We start from the raw sequence: 14,957 nt of genomic DNA on the forward strand, positions 1-14,957 counted from the left end.
GTCGTTCACGCGGTCGCGATATAGGCCTTGATTTCTTCCGCCTCGCGCTCGACCATCTCGATGCGGCGCTTGACCACGTCGCCGATCGAAATGATGCCGTCGAGCTGGCCGTTCTTTTCCACCGGAAGATGGCGGAAGCGGCCCGAGGTCATGATCTCCATGACCTCGTTGACCGTGTGGTTTTCGTTGCAGATGTTGACCTTCGGCGTCATCGCCATGCGAACGGCCATGTCGAGCGCCGCCGCACCCTCCTTGGCGATCACGCGCACGATGTCGCGCTCTGAAAGGATGCCGACGATCTTGCGGTCGCCATTGGTGATGACCAGCGCGCCGATCCTGTGTTCGGTGAGCAGCCGAATGGCTTCGGAGAGTTTTTCGTTGGGTCCGAGCGTTATTACGTCGTGACCCTTCGCCTCGAGAATTGCCTTGACGGTCATGGCGTCCTCCTCTGCATTCCGGCCGGAACCTGCCTTCTCCGGCATTCACGTCTTCTTGAACATGGTGCGCCGCGATCGGTTGCATTTCAAGTACGCGCCGATCCGCATCGCGGTTCCGCCGCACCGGACGACGCTCAGGCGCGGCGGTCGAAAAGGCGAAGCCCGAAAAACCCGGCCAGGAAGCCGCCGATATGGGCTTCCCAGGCGATCTGGTCCTCCATTCCCGGCGCCAGCCCGATCACCCCCGTCACGATATTGATGACCATCCACACGCCGAGGAAGGTGATGACGGCGCGTGATCGCACAACTTCGGAAAAAGGCAGCGGAGCGCCCGCGAAGGCCGCCTTGCCCGACGAACGGTCGATCCTGAAGCCAAGCCGGGCGGCGGCGCCCATCATGCCGGAGATGGCGCCCGAGGCCCCGATCAGCGGCGCTTCCATCGAGGGATGGATCGCCCAGAAGAATGCAGCCGCGGCGACGCCGGTTGCGGCAAAGAAAAGCGCGAAGCGCAGCGCGCCGAGGCGGTTGGCGAGCGGCGTGCCGAAGGCGGCGAGCCAGACCATGTTCACGGCGAGGTGCGCGACGCCGCCATGCAGGAACGTGTAGGTGAACGGGCTGGTGAACGCGTAGAGGTCCAGCTCGTATTGCCCCGAATAGCGCACGGGTATGAAGGCGCTCCGCAGCAGCAGCGCGACATCCTGTTGCGGCGTCAGCCAGTAGACCCGGACCAGATGGACGCCGACGCACAGCGCGATCACCGCCAGGATCACCGAAGGCATGTTGAATACCGGTTCGCGCTCCGCGCGCCGGGGTGCTTCACGCTCTTCAAAATCGCCCGACGGCGGCGGTTGTTTCATTCTGGCTCCAGACCGGTAAGACAGATTTGCGGGCATGTAAGCGAGCCGCCGGAGAATCACAAATGGCGAATCGCCTGCCGGGAATCAAAAAAATGCCGCCCAAGGCTTCCCTTGGACGGCTGGTCGAGCCCCCATGCTCCCCAAAGGCCTTGACCGGACGCCGCAGCGTCGAAGCGAAAACTGGAGTGATTTCAATGTGGCATGAAGAAGTTTGCCCCGCAACGTAAACCCTTCGTTAACCTTAACGGCCCCGATCCGTTAACAAAACCCTTCCGGGCTGGCACGCAACCTGCTCCGCACCGCATGTAGGTCATCGGAAGGCGCCCCTTCTGTTCACCGATGGCACATCAGACGGCAGGTCGCGCGGAGCGGGTCAGTATGAAACTCAATGGATCGATCGCACTGTTCCATTATTGGAACCGGCTGCGCGACGGGCGCCCTGCCCCGCGGCGCACCGAGGTCGAGCCTGCCGAAATAAAGGAACTGCTCGCCGACACCTTCATCCTGGAAAAGGACACGCGCGGCGAAGCGGTGTTCCGCCTGGCCGGCACGCGTCTCTGCGCTACCTATGGCCGCGAATTGAAGAGCTTTTCCTTCCCTTCGCTGTGGCGGGAGCGCGACCAGAGGCTTGTTGCGCGCCTCATTCAGGGCGTGTTCCTGCAGAAGTCCGTTGTGATGATCGGCTTCGAGGGCTTCAGCCGCGGCGGCCGCTCCATGAGCTTCGAACTCCTGGCGCTGCCGCTCGACGGCGGCGCGGAACATCCGCGCTGCCTGGGCGTCATTTCCGGGGCGGAAAAACCGTATTGGCTGGGCGCCGATCCCGTCAGCGACGCCTCGATCGACGCGATCCGCGTCATCGATCCGGACAAGGAAGCGATGTCGCTGGGGACGCGGACATCCATCGAGGTCCCCTCGCTTGCTCCGGCCGATCTTTCGGCGCCGCGGTCCTTTTCCGAATTCGGCCGCGCGAGGCGCGTGCGCCATCTCGTCGTGCTCGAAGGCGGCCGCGAGGAATGACCTGCGGGCACCTCTTTTTCCACATTTGTTAACCTCTATTGCCTAGTTTCCTCGGGAAATTTCGCGCACGCGCGCGAGTGCCAACGGGGGTAGGCAATGAGGTCAGCGGCGTTCGATCACGCGCCGTCCAAGGTCGAAAGACGAACCTTTCAACGGGTTCGAGTGAAAATCTATGGCCGCTTCATGCTGGAGGACCGGACCGAACACCCCTGCCAGGTGATCGACATGTCGCCCGGCAACGTCGCATTGCGCACGGATCGCGTCGGCGAGCCGGGCGAAAAGGTCATCGCCTATATCGACCATATCGGCCGCATCGAAGGCGTGGTCACCCGTACCTTGCAGGACGGCTTCGCCATGACCGTGATCGCCTCCGATCGCAAGAAGGACAAGCTCGCCGCCCAGCTCACCTGGCTCGCCAACAAGCACGAGCTGGACCTGCCGGAAGACCGCCGGCACGAGCGCGTGGCGCCGCGCAACCCGACCAGCGTCCTGCAACTCGCGGACGGGCGCCAATACCAGTGCCGCATCATCGACCTGTCCCTGTCCGGCGCGGCCATGGAGATCGACGTGAAACCGGCCATCGGCGTCCAGGTCGTGCTCGGCACCATGCGCGGACAGGTCGTGCGCCATTTCGACGACGGCATAGCCATCGAATTCGCCGTCGTCCAGCGCCCGGAAACCCTGGATTCAGAGTTCAGCAGGCCGCACGCCTGATCACCGCGGCCTTCGCATCCGTACATTCTCAAACATTGAAAAAATCTGGAACCGGCCCCCTTTCAGGGGCCGTTCTCGTTCGTTCACGCCGGTGTCGGATGGTTAAAAACCAGTTTCCAAACTGATTCAGATTTTATACTTGTTTTATTTGAGTTCTATAAAAAGTCTCCCAGAGTTTTACTCAATATCTCGGACGCGCTTTTGCGTCGAATAAAGCCGCATGTGTCATTGTCTCCTGGAACGGGGAGACGAGAAAATGAAAATGACATGGGGCAAGCTGTTTTTCCTTGCCATAGCCATGCAATTCGCCGGTTTGGGTGCGGCGCAGGCCGCCGGCGTCTCTATGCAGACCGGCAGCCGCACGACCCAGCCGGTCGGCCACTACGAGTTCTGCCGGAGGCTGCCGCAGGAATGCCGGCAGGTGACGCCGAAGCAGCCGCCTGTCGAACTGACGCGTCAGCTCTGGGCGACTGTCATCGAGGTCAACAACTCCGTCAACACGCGCATCAAGCCGCGCACCGACATGGAGAATTACGGCGTCGACGAATATTGGGCCTATCCCGACAACGGCTATGGCGACTGCGAGGACTACGTGCTCGAGAAGCGCCGCGAGTTGATGAAGGCCGGCGTTCCGGCGGGCGATCTGCTGGTGACCGTGGTACGCCAGCCCAATGGCGACGGCCATGCTGTCCTGACCGTGCGCACCAGCCTCGGTGAATACATCCTCGACAATCTGGAGGCGCGGGTGCTGGCCTGGACCGACACGCCTTACACCTATCTCAAGCGCCAGTCGGAAACGAATTCCGGCGTTTGGGTGACGATCAACAACGGCCGCGCCGATGCGGTCGCCAGCGTCCGCTAGGTAGAAAGCCGACGGGACGCCACGAGATACCCGGTCGAGTCCCCACCCTCCCCGTCCCCAACGACCGGGTTCAGGAGCCGGCCCCGTCCCCGGGCCGGCTCCACTTTCCCGGACGAATCAGGCGGGCTTCAGTCCCGACATGAACCGCCTCGCATTGGCGATGTAATGCCTGGCCGAGCTCCGCAGCCGTTCGATCGCAGCCTCATCGAGCGCGCGAACGACCTTTGCGGGAGAGCCCACGATCAGGGAATTGTCCGGGAACTCCTTGCCTTCCGTGACCAGCGCGCCGGCCCCGACCAGACAGTTCCTGCCGATCCGGGCGCCGTTGAGCACGATGGCGCCCATGCCGATCAGGCTGTTGTCGCCGATCGTGCAGCCATGCAGCATGGCGCGATGGCCGATGGTGCAGCCCTCGCCCACGCTCACCGGGAAGCCCGGATCCGTGTGGACAACCGTGTGCTCCTGGATGTTGGTGCCCGCGCCGATGGCTATCAGTTCGTTGTCGCCCCGCAGCACCGCCCCGAACCAGAAGCCGGCGTCGCGCCCGATCTCCAGATTGCCGATCAGCACGGCGTCGGGCGCGATCCAGTTGCTTGCTGCGTCCTCGAACCGCGGCGCTTTCCCGTCAATCGCGTAGATCGGCATGTCTTTCCTCGATGATCTGGTGGAAGTCGCGCATTAAAGGCGACAGACCGGCAACTCGCAATGCCTGCGTTGAATCGGGGCGCGGCATCTTCACCAATCATTTACCATGAAATCGCACAGTCGCGGCGTGCACGGCTTCTCCCTGCCGGCCGCAGACGATGGGATCGCCATGAGCCACCCGGCTTCCGAAACAGCAGACTTCAAGGTCGTCGACTCCCGGCTGATGATGAAGCTGTTCTACGGTTTCGCCGCGGTGGCGCTGATGTCCGTGGCCATCAGCCTTGCGGGCAAATGGTTCGGTCAGACGGTCGCCATGGGCGGCAACACGACCGACACCACGCTCCACGAGATCGTCATCGGCAACAACGTCATCGTCGCTCCGGCCAATGCCATCCGCTTCGACCGCGCGCGCCGCGACGGTCTGGCCGCGCGTCTCGACCTTTATCTGCGCTACCCGCAGATGGAGGGTTACAGCCTGGCCGCGCGGGGCGACTTCGACCGCACCGGACCGGGCAAGAACATCATCTTCCTGTCGTTCGAGGAGCAGTTGATGTCACGCGACATGAGCGGACGCTTCGCGCCGATCTACAGCACGCTGATCGTCAAGCCGGGCACGTCCGGTCCGGCGGGCCTGACAAGCTACGAGTTCTCGGAAAAGTCGGGCTATCTGAACGAAACCCTTGCCGTGGCGGAGCGGCCCGGCGCCACGCCATTCGTCGCCCGCTGCCTGGCCGGACCCGGCGCTGCGCAGTCCCTCGCGCCGTGCGAGCGGGATATTCTGGTCGGCGAGCGCCTGAGCCTGACCTATCGCTTCCCGAAGGAACTGCTGGCTGATTGGAAGGAACTGGATGCGGCCGTCGCGGCCAAGGCCGCGACCATGCTCAAGACCGGCGGCAGCCCGCTCAGATAAGGCCGCCGCGTCGGATGGAAAATTTCAGCCGAGATCGATGTCCAGAATGGCCATCGAGAAATTGTAGTCGCCGTCGTCTTCGTCCTTGAAGACGATGCCGAGGAATTCGTCGCCGATATAGACCTCGGCCGAATCCTCCTTGCGCGGGCGCGCCTTCACCTGAAGCTTCGGGTTCTGGAAGACGCTTTTGAAGTAGGCGTCGAGCTTTCGGATTTCGTCAGGCTTCAAGAGAGTTCTCCGGATACGGTCGTGCTTCGCGTTGGACCTGAGCTTCTGGCATGGCGAAGACGACGATGTAAAGGCAGGCTGGACAACGATCGTCGGCCCGCGCGAAAGCTGCGGGCCGGCGTCGGCCGCGATATCGCGGTCAGATGTCGAAGGTGATGGGATTTTCCGCCGACGGGGACGGCAGCAACTGGTCCATCTGCCGCGACGGCTCCGCGCATCCGCTCTCGCCGACCACGCGGGCGGGAACGCCGGCGACGGTCTTGTTGTGCGGCACGGGCGCGAGCACGACGGAGCCCGCCGCGATCTTCGAGCAGTGGCCGACTTCGATGTTGCCGAGAATCTTGGCGCCTGCGCCGATCAGCACGCCGTGACGGATCTTGGGATGGCGGTCGCCGCCGGCCTTGCCGGTGCCGCCGAGGGTCACGCCATGCAGCATCGAGACGTCGTCCTCGATGACGGCCGTCTGCCCGACCACCAGCCCGGTGGCATGGTCGAGGAAGATGCCCTTGCCGATACGGGCGGCCGGGTTGATGTCGGTCTGGAAGATGGAGGAGGAGCGGCTCTGCAGGTAGAGCGCGAAATCCTGCCGGCCCTTGTTCCAGAGCCAATGCGCCAGCCGGTGCGTCTGGATGGCATGGAAGCCCTTGAAATAAAGCACCGGCATGATGAAGCGGTCGCAGGCCGGATCGCGGTCGTAATAGGCCTGGATGTCGACGCGCACCACCGAAGACCAGTTCGGATCGTCGGCCAGCATGGCCTTGAAGGTCTGGCGCAAGAGGTCTGCGCCGAGGTCCTGGTGCGCCAGCCGCTCGGCCAGCCGATGGATGACGGCATCCTCGAGGCTTTCCTGGTTCAGGATGGTGGCATAGAGGAACGCGGCCAGCAGCGGATCGTGCTTCAACGCTTCCGCGGCCTCCTCGCGGATCGACTGCCAGATCGGATCCATGGGCTGCAGCGCGCTGGGGCGGGCAAAGGTGATGCTGTTCATTGCGGTCTCCGCTTGCCGGCTTGCCTTCTGTGGCCGCTCATATAAGTCAGATCATAGCACGGGTGAACTCAATTTTCCTTAGTGCTTCATCAAATGGGTGTCGCTTGCTGGAAAAACCACCGGCCATGGAAACCGAGCCCTTGATCGTGAAAGCGGATGCCGGCGTGGCCATTGTCACGCTGAACCGCCACCACAAGAAGAACGCCGTCACGTTCGACATGTGGCGGAAACTCGCCCTGGGCTTCGAGGCATTATCGGCCGATCCCGCCATTCGGGCGGTGATATTGTGCGGCGCCGGCGTCGATTTTTCGGCCGGGGCCGACATCGGCGAGTTCGCGACGCTGCGCGACGCCGCCAACGCGCAGGATTATGAAGCCGCGAACTCGGCCGCCTTTACAGCGATCCGGAACTGTCGCGTACCGGTGGTCGCGGCCATCCGCGGCATCTGCTTCGGCGGCGGTTTCGGCCTGGCAGCGGCGGCCGATCTGCGCATCGCCACGCCCGACGCGCAATTCTGCGTGCCCGCCGCAAAACTCGGCCTCGCCTATCCGCAGGACGCCATGCAGGACATCGTCTCCGCGGCCGGCCCGCAGATGGCCCGCTACCTCGCCTTCACCGGCGCGCGGATCGATGCGCAGGAAGCGCTGTCGGCCGGCTTCCTGCTCAAGGTCGTGCCAGGCGAGAAACTCGACGCGCAGGCGATCGAGATCGCAAGAACCGTTGCCGCGAACGCGCCGCTTTCCGTGCGTGCCTCCAAGCTGTCGATCCGCGCCGTATTAAGCGGCGATGCGATCGACGCCCGGGCCGCGCAGGACGCGGGCGCGGCGACTTTCCACAGCGCGGACTACGCCGAAGGCCGTGCCGCATTCCGGGAGCGCCGCGCACCGGAATTCTCAGGCCGATGACAAGCCCGCTCATCGATGCCGTGCTGAGGCGCGACCTTTCGGCCCTCTACGGCGCCGACGGCCGCCACTACCACGGCCTTTCCCATATAGAGGCGCTGCTGGCGCTCGCCGCTGAATATCGCGCTCTCCTGTCCGACCCCGACGCGGTCGAAGCCGCGATCTGGTTTCACGACGCCGTCTATGACAGCCGCGCCAAGGACAACGAGGCGCGCAGCGCCGAACTTGCCCGCCGCAAGCTGGCAGGAAAGACCGCGCCGGAACGCCTTGCCCGTATCGCGGCGATGATCGAAGCGACCGCCACGCATGAGCTTCCTCGATTCGCGGACCCCGCAAAAACGCGCGACGCCGCGCTTTTCCTGGATATGGACCTGTCGGTCCTGGGCGCTCCGCAGGAAGTTTTCGACGCCTATGAACAGGCCATCCGGCGCGAATACGCCTGGGTGCCAGAGGAAGCATGGCGAAGCGGCCGCACGGCCGTGCTGCAAGCCTTCATCCAGCGCCCGCACATCTTCCACACGGAGGAATTCCGCAATCGCTTCGAGAAGCAGGCACGGCTCAATATCGCCCGGTCGCTGAAGAGGCTGGAAGGCAAAAGCTGAAAGTGCCGCCGGCGCCGCGAGGCCACGGCCAGCGCCCGACCCATCCTACAAGGGATGATCCGCATAGAATTGCAGCACGCGCTGCTTGAAGCTCCTGTCCCCCACCGACAGCATATGGTCGCGGCCTTCGATGTGGAACACCGCCGCATTGGGCATCAGCGCGGCAAGCTCGTCCGGGGAGCCGGCGATATCGTCCCTGGTGCCGACCGCGATCAGGGTCGGCTGGGCAATACGCGCCACCTCGTCTTCGCTCAGCAATGCGCGCGAGGTGGTGATGCAGGCCGCCAGGGCGCGACGGTCGCTACGGGTCTGGTCGGCAAAGGCACGGAACATCTTGCCGCGGTCGTGGGTGATCGTCCCGGCATCGTCGGCCGTCAGCGCATCGGCGATCGGGTCCCAGTCGCCGACGCCGTCCACCATGCCGATGCCCAGTCCGCCGAGCACCAGCGTCGCCACCTTGCCGGGATCGGACAACGCCAGCACGGCGGAAAGTCGCGCACCCATCGAATAGCCCATCACATGGGCGCGCTCAATGCCCAGATGGTCGAGCAGCGCAGCCGAATCCGAAGCCATCCTGGCCGGCGTATAGTCTTCGGCATCATAGCTTTTGGTAGACACGCCGTGACCGCGATTGTCGAGCGCGATGGCCCTGTAGCCGGCGTCGTTCAACGTCTTGAACCAGCCCGGCGCCACCCAGTTCACATAGTGGCTGGAGGCGAAGCCGTGGATCATCAGCACCGGATCGCCGCTGCCGGAAACGGGTGGCCGGTCGAGATAGGCGATCTCGAAACCGTCGTGGCTGAAGGTTTGCATTCCTGTCTCCCCAGCCACTGTCACGGCCCGTCCGAAGCCGCGACGATCGCCGGATGTTTCACCAGGTCGCCCGCCGCAACACTCTCGCGGGCGGCGGTTCCGGCCTTCAGTTCCAGCACGAAACGCACTTCCGTGCCTGGGGAGATCACCGCCTCCGACTGCGGCTCGCCCCGCCGGATCGCGGCGATCCGGCCATCCTGCCGGATGAAAACCAGATCGAGCGCCATCGGTGTGTTCTTCATCCAGAAGGCGGCGACCTGCGGCCGCTCGAACACGAACAGCATGCCGTGGTCGTCCTGCATCGTCTCCCGGAACATCAGCCCCGCCGAGCGCTCGGCGGGGTTCTTGGCGATCTCGATCGCGAAGGAGCGCGTGCCTGTCTTGGTCTCGACCGTCAGCCGCGCGGGGTCCGTGGCCAGAATCATCGCCTCTTCACCCGCGAACGCCAGCCGGGGCATGACAAGGAAGGCCGCGACGGCAAGGGTCGCGACCAGAACGCCGATCCGGCTCGAGGCCAGCCACATCTTATGGATCATTCCAGAATCCCGTCCGGCCTTGAGCTTCAGTGCGCGACCGGCAAGGTTCCCATATCGGGATGGATTTCGGCAGCCATAAGGCCTTTGTCGCCGCGCCCGAACCGCACCAGCACGACCTGTCCCGGCCTGAGCTCTGTCACGCCGTAGCGGCGCAGCGTCTCCATATGCACGAAAATATCTTCCGTGCCCTCCCCGCGCGTAAGGAAGCCGAACCCCTTCGTACGGTTGAACCATTTCACCAGCGCCCGCTCCAGCCCGCTCTCGGGCGTCACGGTGACATGGGTGCGCTGCTCCTGCATTTCGGCCGGATGCACCGCAGTGGACGTGTCCATCGACAGCACGCGAAAAGCCTGCAGGCCGCGCTCGCCCTGCTTGACCAGGCACACCACGCGCGCGCCCTCCAGCGCCGTCTGGAAACCGTCGCGGCGCAGGCAGGTCACATGGAGGAGAATATCGCCGGAAACATTGTCGTCGGGCAGGATGAAACCATAGCCCTTGGCGACGTCGAACCATTTAATCGCGCCGGAAATCTCGATCAGATCGGCAGACGCACCATCCGCATCCTGCTTCATCTTTTCGCCGCCGGTCACGTTACGGCCTGTCAAAGAGGCCTTTTCCCCCATGAGACGCCCCCTTTCCGTCGAAAATGCCGTTACTGATTCTTGATATGAGATTAACACCGCCGCTTCCGGGGGTGGCAAGACCTGAGACGGCTTTTTTAACGGATCATTCAGCAATTACTCTGCCGTTGTTTGCCGGGGAAGCGAAGCCGCGTGCGGCTTGTCGCCGAGGGCGCCCGCCCCTATGTTCCCCGCAACGCCCTGACGGAGAACTCCAATGCGCTACCTGCACACCATGGTCCGCGTCGCCGATCTCGACGCCTCGCTCGACTTCTACTGCAACAAGCTCGGGTTGAAGGAAGTGCACCGCATGGACAACGAGAAGGGCCGCTACACGCTCGTCTTCCTGGCCGCGCCCGGAGACGAACGGGCGGGCATCTCCGAAAAGGCGCCATTGGTCGAGCTGACCTACAATTGGGATCCCGAGGATTACAAGGGCGGGCGCAATTTCGGCCACCTCGCCTATGAGGTCGACGACATCTATGCGCTCTGCCAGAAGCTGATGGACGGCGGCGTCACCATCAACCGCCCGCCGCGTGACGGTCATATGGCTTTCGTGCGCTCGCCGGACGGCATCTCGATCGAGCTGCTGCAGAAGGATGGCTCCAAGGAGCCTGCCGAGCCGTGGGCTTCGATGGCCAACACCGGAAGCTGGTAGAGACTGGAGAAAGACCATGCCGGGCAGCCGGGCCGACGTCAGCACCGAGAACGCCAGCCGCTATCTCCAGCAGCTCTGCAAGCATTGGGCGCACAAGTTTCCGGTCGAGTTCGATGCGCATCGCGGCTCCATCGACCTCTCGCTCGGCCGAACGGTCCTGGGCGCCGACGCCAGCCAACTCCACATCGACGTGACGGCGGAAGACACCGCCACGCTGGCACAGCTTGAGAAGGTGGTGGAGGACCACATCAGGCGCTTTGCCTTCCGCGAGGAACTGACGTTCGACTGGACGCCGGCAAGCTGAGCCGATCGAGGGCTCAGGGGCCCGCCTTGATCCTCAGATGATGAAGCCCGCCAGCGTCTCGTTGTCGGTGATGTCCTGATATTGCACGCCCTCGGCGTCGAAATTCGCCTTCAGCAGCTCGAAATTGCGGCGGTCCTTGGTCTCGATGCCGATCAGCACCGAACCGAAATTGCGCGCCGACTTTTTCAGATATTCGAAGCGGGCGATGTCGTCGTCCGGTCCGAGCATCTCGAGGAAGTCGCGCAGCGCACCCGGCCTCTGCGGAAAGCGGATGATGAAATATTTTTTCAAACCCTCGAAGCGCAGGGCCCGCTCCTTGACGTCCGGCAGGCGCTCGAAATCGAAATTACCGCCCGACACCACCGCGACGACGGTGCGGCCCCTAAGGTCCTTGCGCGAAAAATCCTTCAGCGCATCGATGGCCAGGGCGCCGGCAGGCTCCAGCACCACGCCCTCCACGTTCAGCATCTCGATCATGGTGGCGCACAGGCGATTTTCCGGCACCAGCCGCACCGTGTCGGCCGGATATTCCTTCAGGTGCCTGAACGGCTCGCGGCCGATCTCGGCCACCGCCGCGCCGTCGACGAAATTGTCGACCTTCGGCAGCTTGACCCGCCGACCCTCGGCAAGGCTCTCCTTCAGGCTCGGCGCGCCGGCCGGCTCGCAGAACAGGAAGCGGGTTTCCGCTCGCAGGCCCTCGAAATAGTGGGTCACCCCCGCCGCCAGGCCGCCGCCGCCTATCGGCAGCGCGACGAGGTCCGGCATGCGCCCGCCCGGCATCTGCGCCGCGATCTCGAAGGCGACCGTCGCCTGCCCCTCGATGATATCCTTGTGGTCGAAGGGCGGCACCATATGCGCGCCGCTCGTCTCCGTGAATTCATAGGCGGCCCGGTAGCAATCGTCGAAGAAATCGCCGACCAGCCTGATCTCGACGAACTCGCCGCCGAAAAGCCGCGTCTTGTCGATCTTCTGCTGCGGCGTCGTCACCGGCATGAAGACCACGCCGCGCTTGCCGAAATGCCGGCAGACATAGGCGAAGCCCTGGGCGTGGTTGCCCGCCGAGGCGCAGACGAACAGTTCCGCGCTGTTGCCGGCGGCCAGAGCCTTGCGGAAGAAGTTGAAGGCGCCCCTGATCTTGTAGGAGCGCACCGGCGTCAGGTCTTCGCGCTTGAGCAGCACCTTCGCCCCGAATTTCCTCGACAGGTAGGCGTTTTCCTGCAGCGGCGTCTCGGGAAACAACGAACGCACCGCCTCCGCGGCGGCCGATACCCGTTCGGCGAAACTGGTCATGGCGGCAGGTCTCCTGTTGCTTGCCCGCGGTTCCTGCCGTCATTTTGGCTTTCGTGCAACAGTTGCAAATGCCGATGGCGTCGAAGGCCGGCTTTTCACGAGCTTTGACTTACTTCCGCCGCAGTTGCTTTGTGGCAAGGCGGTTGCGCGCAGGGCAAGCGACCCTTGTCGCGCAGCATGAATTTCGAGGATTCAAAGTGCGTTTCAAACCGTTGTTCCTTGTGGCCCTGGCGGCCTTCATATCGAGCTGTGCCAGCCACAAGCCGGAGGAGTTGCTGGGCAGCGCCCTCGTCACGGCCTCTGTGAACGACATCGCCGGCAACCATTCGATCTTCATCGCAACCACGCGCAAGCGTTCCGACGATCCGACCAAGGTGTTCGACGGAGAACGTTCCGCGACCCTCAACTTCGCCCGCGTCAACGTCACCGTGCCGAAGGTCCACCAGACCGGCCAGATCGAACGCAAGAGCCGTGGCAAGTCGGACGACCCGTCCAGATATTTCATGGCTTCCGAAGCGGTCGGCTACGACACCGGACCGAAATTCCAGACTGCCCTGAACGCCGACATCGCAGCGCGAGGCGGCCGTGTCATGGTGTTCGTGCATGGTTACAACACCTCGTTCGACAGCGCAGTCTACCGCCTCAGCCAGATTGTCCACGATTCCGGCTATCCCGGCACACCCGTTCTGTTTTCTTGGGCGTCGGGCGGGTCCACCACCGGCTATGTCTACGACAAGGAAAGCGCCAGCGCCGCCCGCGACCAGCTCGAAGTGACGCTCAGGATGCTGGCGCAGACCGGTGCGCGCCGCATCGACATCGTGGCGCATTCCATGGGCACCTGGGTGACGATGGAGACCCTGCGCCAGATCGCGATCACCGGCGACCGCGACCTCGGCGGCAAGCTGGGGGACGTGGTGCTGGCTTCGCCCGACATCGACGTGGACGTGTTCAAGAGCCAGATGCGCCGCTACGGCAAGCCGAGCAAGCCGTTCATCCTGTTGCTCTCCGACGACGACCGCGCCCTCAAGATCTCCGGCCTGCTTGCCGGCTCCCGGCCACGGGTCGGCGACTATCGCAACGCGTCCGATCTTGCCGACTACGGCGTCAGCGTGGTCGATCTCAGCACCGCCAAGGGATCCGACAGCTTCAACCACACCAAGTTCGCGGACAATCCGGCGCTGGTGCGCGAGCTTGGCCAGCGCCTTCGCATCGACGACGGCTTTGCCAGCGACCGCGCCGTCACGGATCGCATCAACGCCCTGAACCAGCAGATAAAGGCCGGCCTCATGTAAGATGCCGGCCGCTGGACGGTGGCCGAATTTCGCTCTATGCGGAAACCAGGCGTTGTGTGGCGCCGGGATTTGGGAGCGGGCTGATGCGCTCGAAGGCCTTGTATGTCGTCGCCCTCGCGCTGGTTCTTGGAGGCTGCGCCGGTTCGAGCACGCACGACCTGCTGAACCGCACCGCCATCGACGCGCCGGCTTCCGCCATCGCCGCCACCCATGAGATATTCGTGGCCACGACACGCAAGAAGGCGGCCACCGATCCCCGCCAGGTGTTCGGCGGCGACCGCTCGCTGACCACCAGCTATGCGCGTGTCGACATGACCGTGCCCAAGACCCACAAGGTGGGCAGCATCGAGCGTGCCAAGGGGCGGGCTCCAAGCGACCCGGCCAAGGACTTCGCCGCGGCGCGCGTGGCCTACTATCGGGATGCGCAGGTGTTCGCCAAGGCCATCGGCGCCGACATAACCAGGCGTGGCGACCGCGTTCTGGTCTTCGTGCACGGCTTCAACAACGGTTTCGACGACGGCGTCTACCGCATCACCCAGATCGTCCACGATACCGGCTATCCGGGAACCCCGTTGCTGTTTTCCTGGGCCTCGGCCGGCCGCACCACCGGTTACATCTACGACAAGGAAAGCGCCAACGCGGCTCGCGACGATCTCGAGGCCACGCTCAAGATGCTGTCGAAGACGCGCGCCAAAAGCATCGACATCATCGCCCATTCCATGGGCACCTGGGTCACGATGGAAGCGCTGCGCCAGCTCGCCATAGAGGGAAATCGCGACCTTGGCGGCAAGCTGGGCAATGTGGTGCTGGCTTCGCCCGACATCGACGTGGACGTCTTCAAGAAGCAGATGATGCGCTACGGCAAGCCCGACCGGCCCTTCACCGTGCTGCTTTCGAACGACGACCGCGCATTGCAGGTTTCGAGCTTCATTTCGGGCGCCAAGCCCCGCGTGGGCGACTACAGCGATGCGGCGGACCTCGCCAGTTACGGCGTGACCGTGGCCGACCTCAGCCAGACCCGGGGCGCCGACCAGCTCAACCACGCCAAGTTTGCCAACAATCCCTTCCTGGTGGGGCTGCTGGGCGACCGCCTGCGCCTGCCCGCCGGGCTGGGCGACGACCAGATCGACGCGCAGCCGATCGATACGCTGGGCAAGGGCATCGGCCAGACCGTCGGTTCGGTGGCCGAGATCGTCATCACCACGCCGTTCAAGGTGCTGACGATCGCAACGGGCGGCGGCTAGAGCCTCTCGCCCGGAAGCGGGGGACTTCCGGAAAACTC

19 protein-coding genes are annotated in these 14,957 nt (G+C 64.0%); 10 read left to right on the forward strand and 9 right to left on the reverse strand.

Annotated features, from left to right (window positions below):
• Positions 1 to 5: 5 nt before the first annotated feature.
• Positions 6 to 437, reverse strand: coding sequence for a CBS domain-containing protein (locus QU595_RS15270; protein ID WP_315923385.1), 432 nt, complete (start codon positions 435 to 437; stop codon positions 6 to 8).
• Between the two features lie 134 nt (positions 438 to 571).
• Entirely contained in the window at positions 572 to 1,294 is a 723-nt protein-coding gene (locus QU595_RS15275) for a rhomboid family intramembrane serine protease (RefSeq protein ID WP_315923387.1), read from the reverse strand.
• A 378-nt stretch (positions 1,295 to 1,672) separates the two neighbouring features.
• On the opposite strand from QU595_RS15275, the gene QU595_RS15280 reads away from it, so the two are divergent.
• The 3 genes from QU595_RS15280 to QU595_RS15290 all read left to right on the forward strand — a co-directional run bounded on the left by QU595_RS15280 (position 1,673) and on the right by QU595_RS15290 (position 3,887).
• The gene (locus QU595_RS15280) at positions 1,673 to 2,311 is read left to right on the forward strand and encodes a PAS domain-containing protein (protein WP_315923389.1); all 639 of its coding nucleotides are present in this window, start codon (positions 1,673 to 1,675) and stop codon (positions 2,309 to 2,311) included.
• Between the two features lie 96 nt (positions 2,312 to 2,407).
• On the forward strand, positions 2,408 to 3,025 hold the full coding sequence (locus tag QU595_RS15285) for a PilZ domain-containing protein (RefSeq protein WP_315923391.1): 618 nt from the start codon (positions 2,408 to 2,410) through the stop codon (positions 3,023 to 3,025).
• A gap of 256 nt (positions 3,026 to 3,281) precedes the next feature.
• Positions 3,282 to 3,887: a transglutaminase-like cysteine peptidase gene (locus QU595_RS15290; protein WP_315923393.1), complete on the forward strand. Its 606-nt coding sequence runs from the start codon at positions 3,282 to 3,284 to the stop codon at positions 3,885 to 3,887.
• Between the two features lie 117 nt (positions 3,888 to 4,004).
• Here QU595_RS15290 and QU595_RS15295 read toward each other — a convergent pair whose 3' ends face one another.
• Complete coding sequence (locus QU595_RS15295) at positions 4,005 to 4,532, reverse strand: gamma carbonic anhydrase family protein (protein ID WP_315923395.1); 528 nt, start codon at positions 4,530 to 4,532, stop codon at positions 4,005 to 4,007.
• 169 nt (positions 4,533 to 4,701) lie between these two features.
• Between QU595_RS15295 and QU595_RS15300 the strand changes: the two genes are divergently transcribed.
• Entirely contained in the window at positions 4,702 to 5,442 is a 741-nt protein-coding gene (locus tag QU595_RS15300) for a hypothetical protein (RefSeq protein WP_315924486.1), read from the forward strand.
• A 24-nt stretch (positions 5,443 to 5,466) separates the two neighbouring features.
• Here the strand turns inward: QU595_RS15300 and QU595_RS15305 are convergent, their stop codons facing one another.
• Both QU595_RS15305 and cysE read right to left on the reverse strand, forming a co-directional pair.
• Positions 5,467 to 5,670 (reverse strand): DUF3126 family protein, encoded by a 204-nt coding sequence (locus QU595_RS15305; protein WP_315923397.1) that lies wholly within the window; start codon positions 5,668 to 5,670, stop codon positions 5,467 to 5,469.
• 139 nt (positions 5,671 to 5,809) lie between these two features.
• Positions 5,810 to 6,658, reverse strand: coding sequence for a serine O-acetyltransferase (cysE, locus tag QU595_RS15310; RefSeq protein WP_315923398.1), 849 nt, complete (start codon positions 6,656 to 6,658; stop codon positions 5,810 to 5,812).
• Between the two features lie 125 nt (positions 6,659 to 6,783).
• Here cysE and QU595_RS15315 point away from each other — a divergent pair, with 125 nt between their 5' ends.
• Positions 6,784 to 7,563, forward strand: coding sequence for an enoyl-CoA hydratase-related protein (locus tag QU595_RS15315; protein WP_315923399.1), 780 nt, complete (start codon positions 6,784 to 6,786; stop codon positions 7,561 to 7,563).
• Entirely contained in the window at positions 7,560 to 8,162 is a 603-nt protein-coding gene (locus QU595_RS15320) for a hypothetical protein (RefSeq protein ID WP_315923400.1), read from the forward strand. Before QU595_RS15315 ends, QU595_RS15320 begins: the two co-directional genes overlap by 4 nt.
• A 45-nt stretch (positions 8,163 to 8,207) precedes the next feature.
• On the opposite strand, the gene QU595_RS15325 is transcribed toward QU595_RS15320, so the two are convergent.
• From QU595_RS15325 to QU595_RS15335, 3 genes are read right to left on the reverse strand one after another with little or no spacing between them, the layout of a single operon-like run.
• Positions 8,208 to 8,975 (reverse strand): alpha/beta hydrolase, encoded by a 768-nt coding sequence (locus QU595_RS15325; RefSeq protein ID WP_315923402.1) that lies wholly within the window; start codon positions 8,973 to 8,975, stop codon positions 8,208 to 8,210.
• A 20-nt stretch (positions 8,976 to 8,995) separates the two neighbouring features.
• Entirely contained in the window at positions 8,996 to 9,511 is a 516-nt protein-coding gene (locus QU595_RS15330; RefSeq protein WP_315923404.1) for a DUF192 domain-containing protein, read from the reverse strand.
• Positions 9,512 to 9,537: 26 nt separating this feature from the next.
• Positions 9,538 to 10,083, reverse strand: a complete 546-nt coding sequence (locus tag QU595_RS15335) for a cold-shock protein (protein ID WP_315924488.1) — start codon at positions 10,081 to 10,083, stop codon at positions 9,538 to 9,540.
• A 265-nt stretch (positions 10,084 to 10,348) separates the two neighbouring features.
• On the opposite strand from QU595_RS15335, the gene QU595_RS15340 reads away from it, so the two are divergent.
• Together QU595_RS15340 and QU595_RS15345 are read left to right on the forward strand one after the other, a co-directional pair.
• Positions 10,349 to 10,789, forward strand: coding sequence for a VOC family protein (locus tag QU595_RS15340; RefSeq protein ID WP_315923406.1), 441 nt, complete (start codon positions 10,349 to 10,351; stop codon positions 10,787 to 10,789).
• Positions 10,790 to 10,805: 16 nt separating this feature from the next.
• Complete coding sequence (locus QU595_RS15345) at positions 10,806 to 11,093, forward strand: DUF2218 domain-containing protein (protein WP_315923408.1); 288 nt, start codon at positions 10,806 to 10,808, stop codon at positions 11,091 to 11,093.
• 33 nt (positions 11,094 to 11,126) lie between these two features.
• Here the strand turns inward: QU595_RS15345 and ilvA are convergent, their stop codons facing one another.
• Positions 11,127 to 12,383 (reverse strand): threonine ammonia-lyase IlvA, encoded by a 1,257-nt coding sequence (ilvA, locus tag QU595_RS15350; RefSeq protein ID WP_315923410.1) that lies wholly within the window; start codon positions 12,381 to 12,383, stop codon positions 11,127 to 11,129.
• Between the two features lie 212 nt (positions 12,384 to 12,595).
• Between ilvA and QU595_RS15355 the strand changes: the two genes are divergently transcribed.
• Both QU595_RS15355 and QU595_RS15360 read left to right on the forward strand, forming a co-directional pair.
• On the forward strand, positions 12,596 to 13,675 hold the full coding sequence (locus tag QU595_RS15355; RefSeq protein WP_410000516.1) for an alpha/beta hydrolase: 1,080 nt from the start codon (positions 12,596 to 12,598) through the stop codon (positions 13,673 to 13,675).
• Between the two features lie 83 nt (positions 13,676 to 13,758).
• Complete coding sequence (locus QU595_RS15360) at positions 13,759 to 14,919, forward strand: alpha/beta hydrolase (protein ID WP_315923413.1); 1,161 nt, start codon at positions 13,759 to 13,761, stop codon at positions 14,917 to 14,919.
• The last annotated feature ends 38 nt before the right edge of the window (positions 14,920 to 14,957 follow it).

Source organism: Mesorhizobium sp. SP-1A (assembly GCF_032460275.1).
Lineage (GTDB): Bacteria > Pseudomonadota > Alphaproteobacteria > Rhizobiales > Rhizobiaceae > Mesorhizobium.

Bases quoted from the DNA above. Each gene is read 5' to 3' on its own strand.
- QU595_RS15270 (WP_315923385.1), bottom strand. From the start codon at position 437: ATGACCGTCAAGGCAATTCTCGAGGCGAAGGGTCACGACGTAATAACG.
- QU595_RS15275 (WP_315923387.1), bottom strand. From the start codon at position 1,294: ATGAAACAACCGCCGCCGTCGGGCGATTTTGAAGAGCGTGAAGCACCC.
- QU595_RS15280 (WP_315923389.1), top strand. From the start codon at position 1,673: ATGAAACTCAATGGATCGATCGCACTGTTCCATTATTGGAACCGGCTG.
- QU595_RS15285 (WP_315923391.1), top strand. From the start codon at position 2,408: ATGAGGTCAGCGGCGTTCGATCACGCGCCGTCCAAGGTCGAAAGACGA.
- QU595_RS15290 (WP_315923393.1), top strand. From the start codon at position 3,282: ATGAAAATGACATGGGGCAAGCTGTTTTTCCTTGCCATAGCCATGCAA.
- QU595_RS15295 (WP_315923395.1), bottom strand. From the start codon at position 4,532: ATGCCGATCTACGCGATTGACGGGAAAGCGCCGCGGTTCGAGGACGCA.
- QU595_RS15300 (WP_315924486.1), top strand. From the start codon at position 4,702: ATGAGCCACCCGGCTTCCGAAACAGCAGACTTCAAGGTCGTCGACTCC.
- cysE (WP_315923398.1), bottom strand. From the start codon at position 6,658: ATGAACAGCATCACCTTTGCCCGCCCCAGCGCGCTGCAGCCCATGGAT.
- QU595_RS15315 (WP_315923399.1), top strand. From the start codon at position 6,784: ATGGAAACCGAGCCCTTGATCGTGAAAGCGGATGCCGGCGTGGCCATT.
- QU595_RS15320 (WP_315923400.1), top strand. From the start codon at position 7,560: ATGACAAGCCCGCTCATCGATGCCGTGCTGAGGCGCGACCTTTCGGCC.
- QU595_RS15325 (WP_315923402.1), bottom strand. From the start codon at position 8,975: ATGCAAACCTTCAGCCACGACGGTTTCGAGATCGCCTATCTCGACCGG.
- QU595_RS15330 (WP_315923404.1), bottom strand. From the start codon at position 9,511: ATGATCCATAAGATGTGGCTGGCCTCGAGCCGGATCGGCGTTCTGGTC.
- QU595_RS15335 (WP_315924488.1), bottom strand. From the start codon at position 10,083: ATGAAGCAGGATGCGGATGGTGCGTCTGCCGATCTGATCGAGATTTCC.
- QU595_RS15340 (WP_315923406.1), top strand. From the start codon at position 10,349: ATGCGCTACCTGCACACCATGGTCCGCGTCGCCGATCTCGACGCCTCG.
- QU595_RS15345 (WP_315923408.1), top strand. From the start codon at position 10,806: ATGCCGGGCAGCCGGGCCGACGTCAGCACCGAGAACGCCAGCCGCTAT.
- ilvA (WP_315923410.1), bottom strand. From the start codon at position 12,383: ATGACCAGTTTCGCCGAACGGGTATCGGCCGCCGCGGAGGCGGTGCGT.
- QU595_RS15360 (WP_315923413.1), top strand. From the start codon at position 13,759: ATGCGCTCGAAGGCCTTGTATGTCGTCGCCCTCGCGCTGGTTCTTGGA.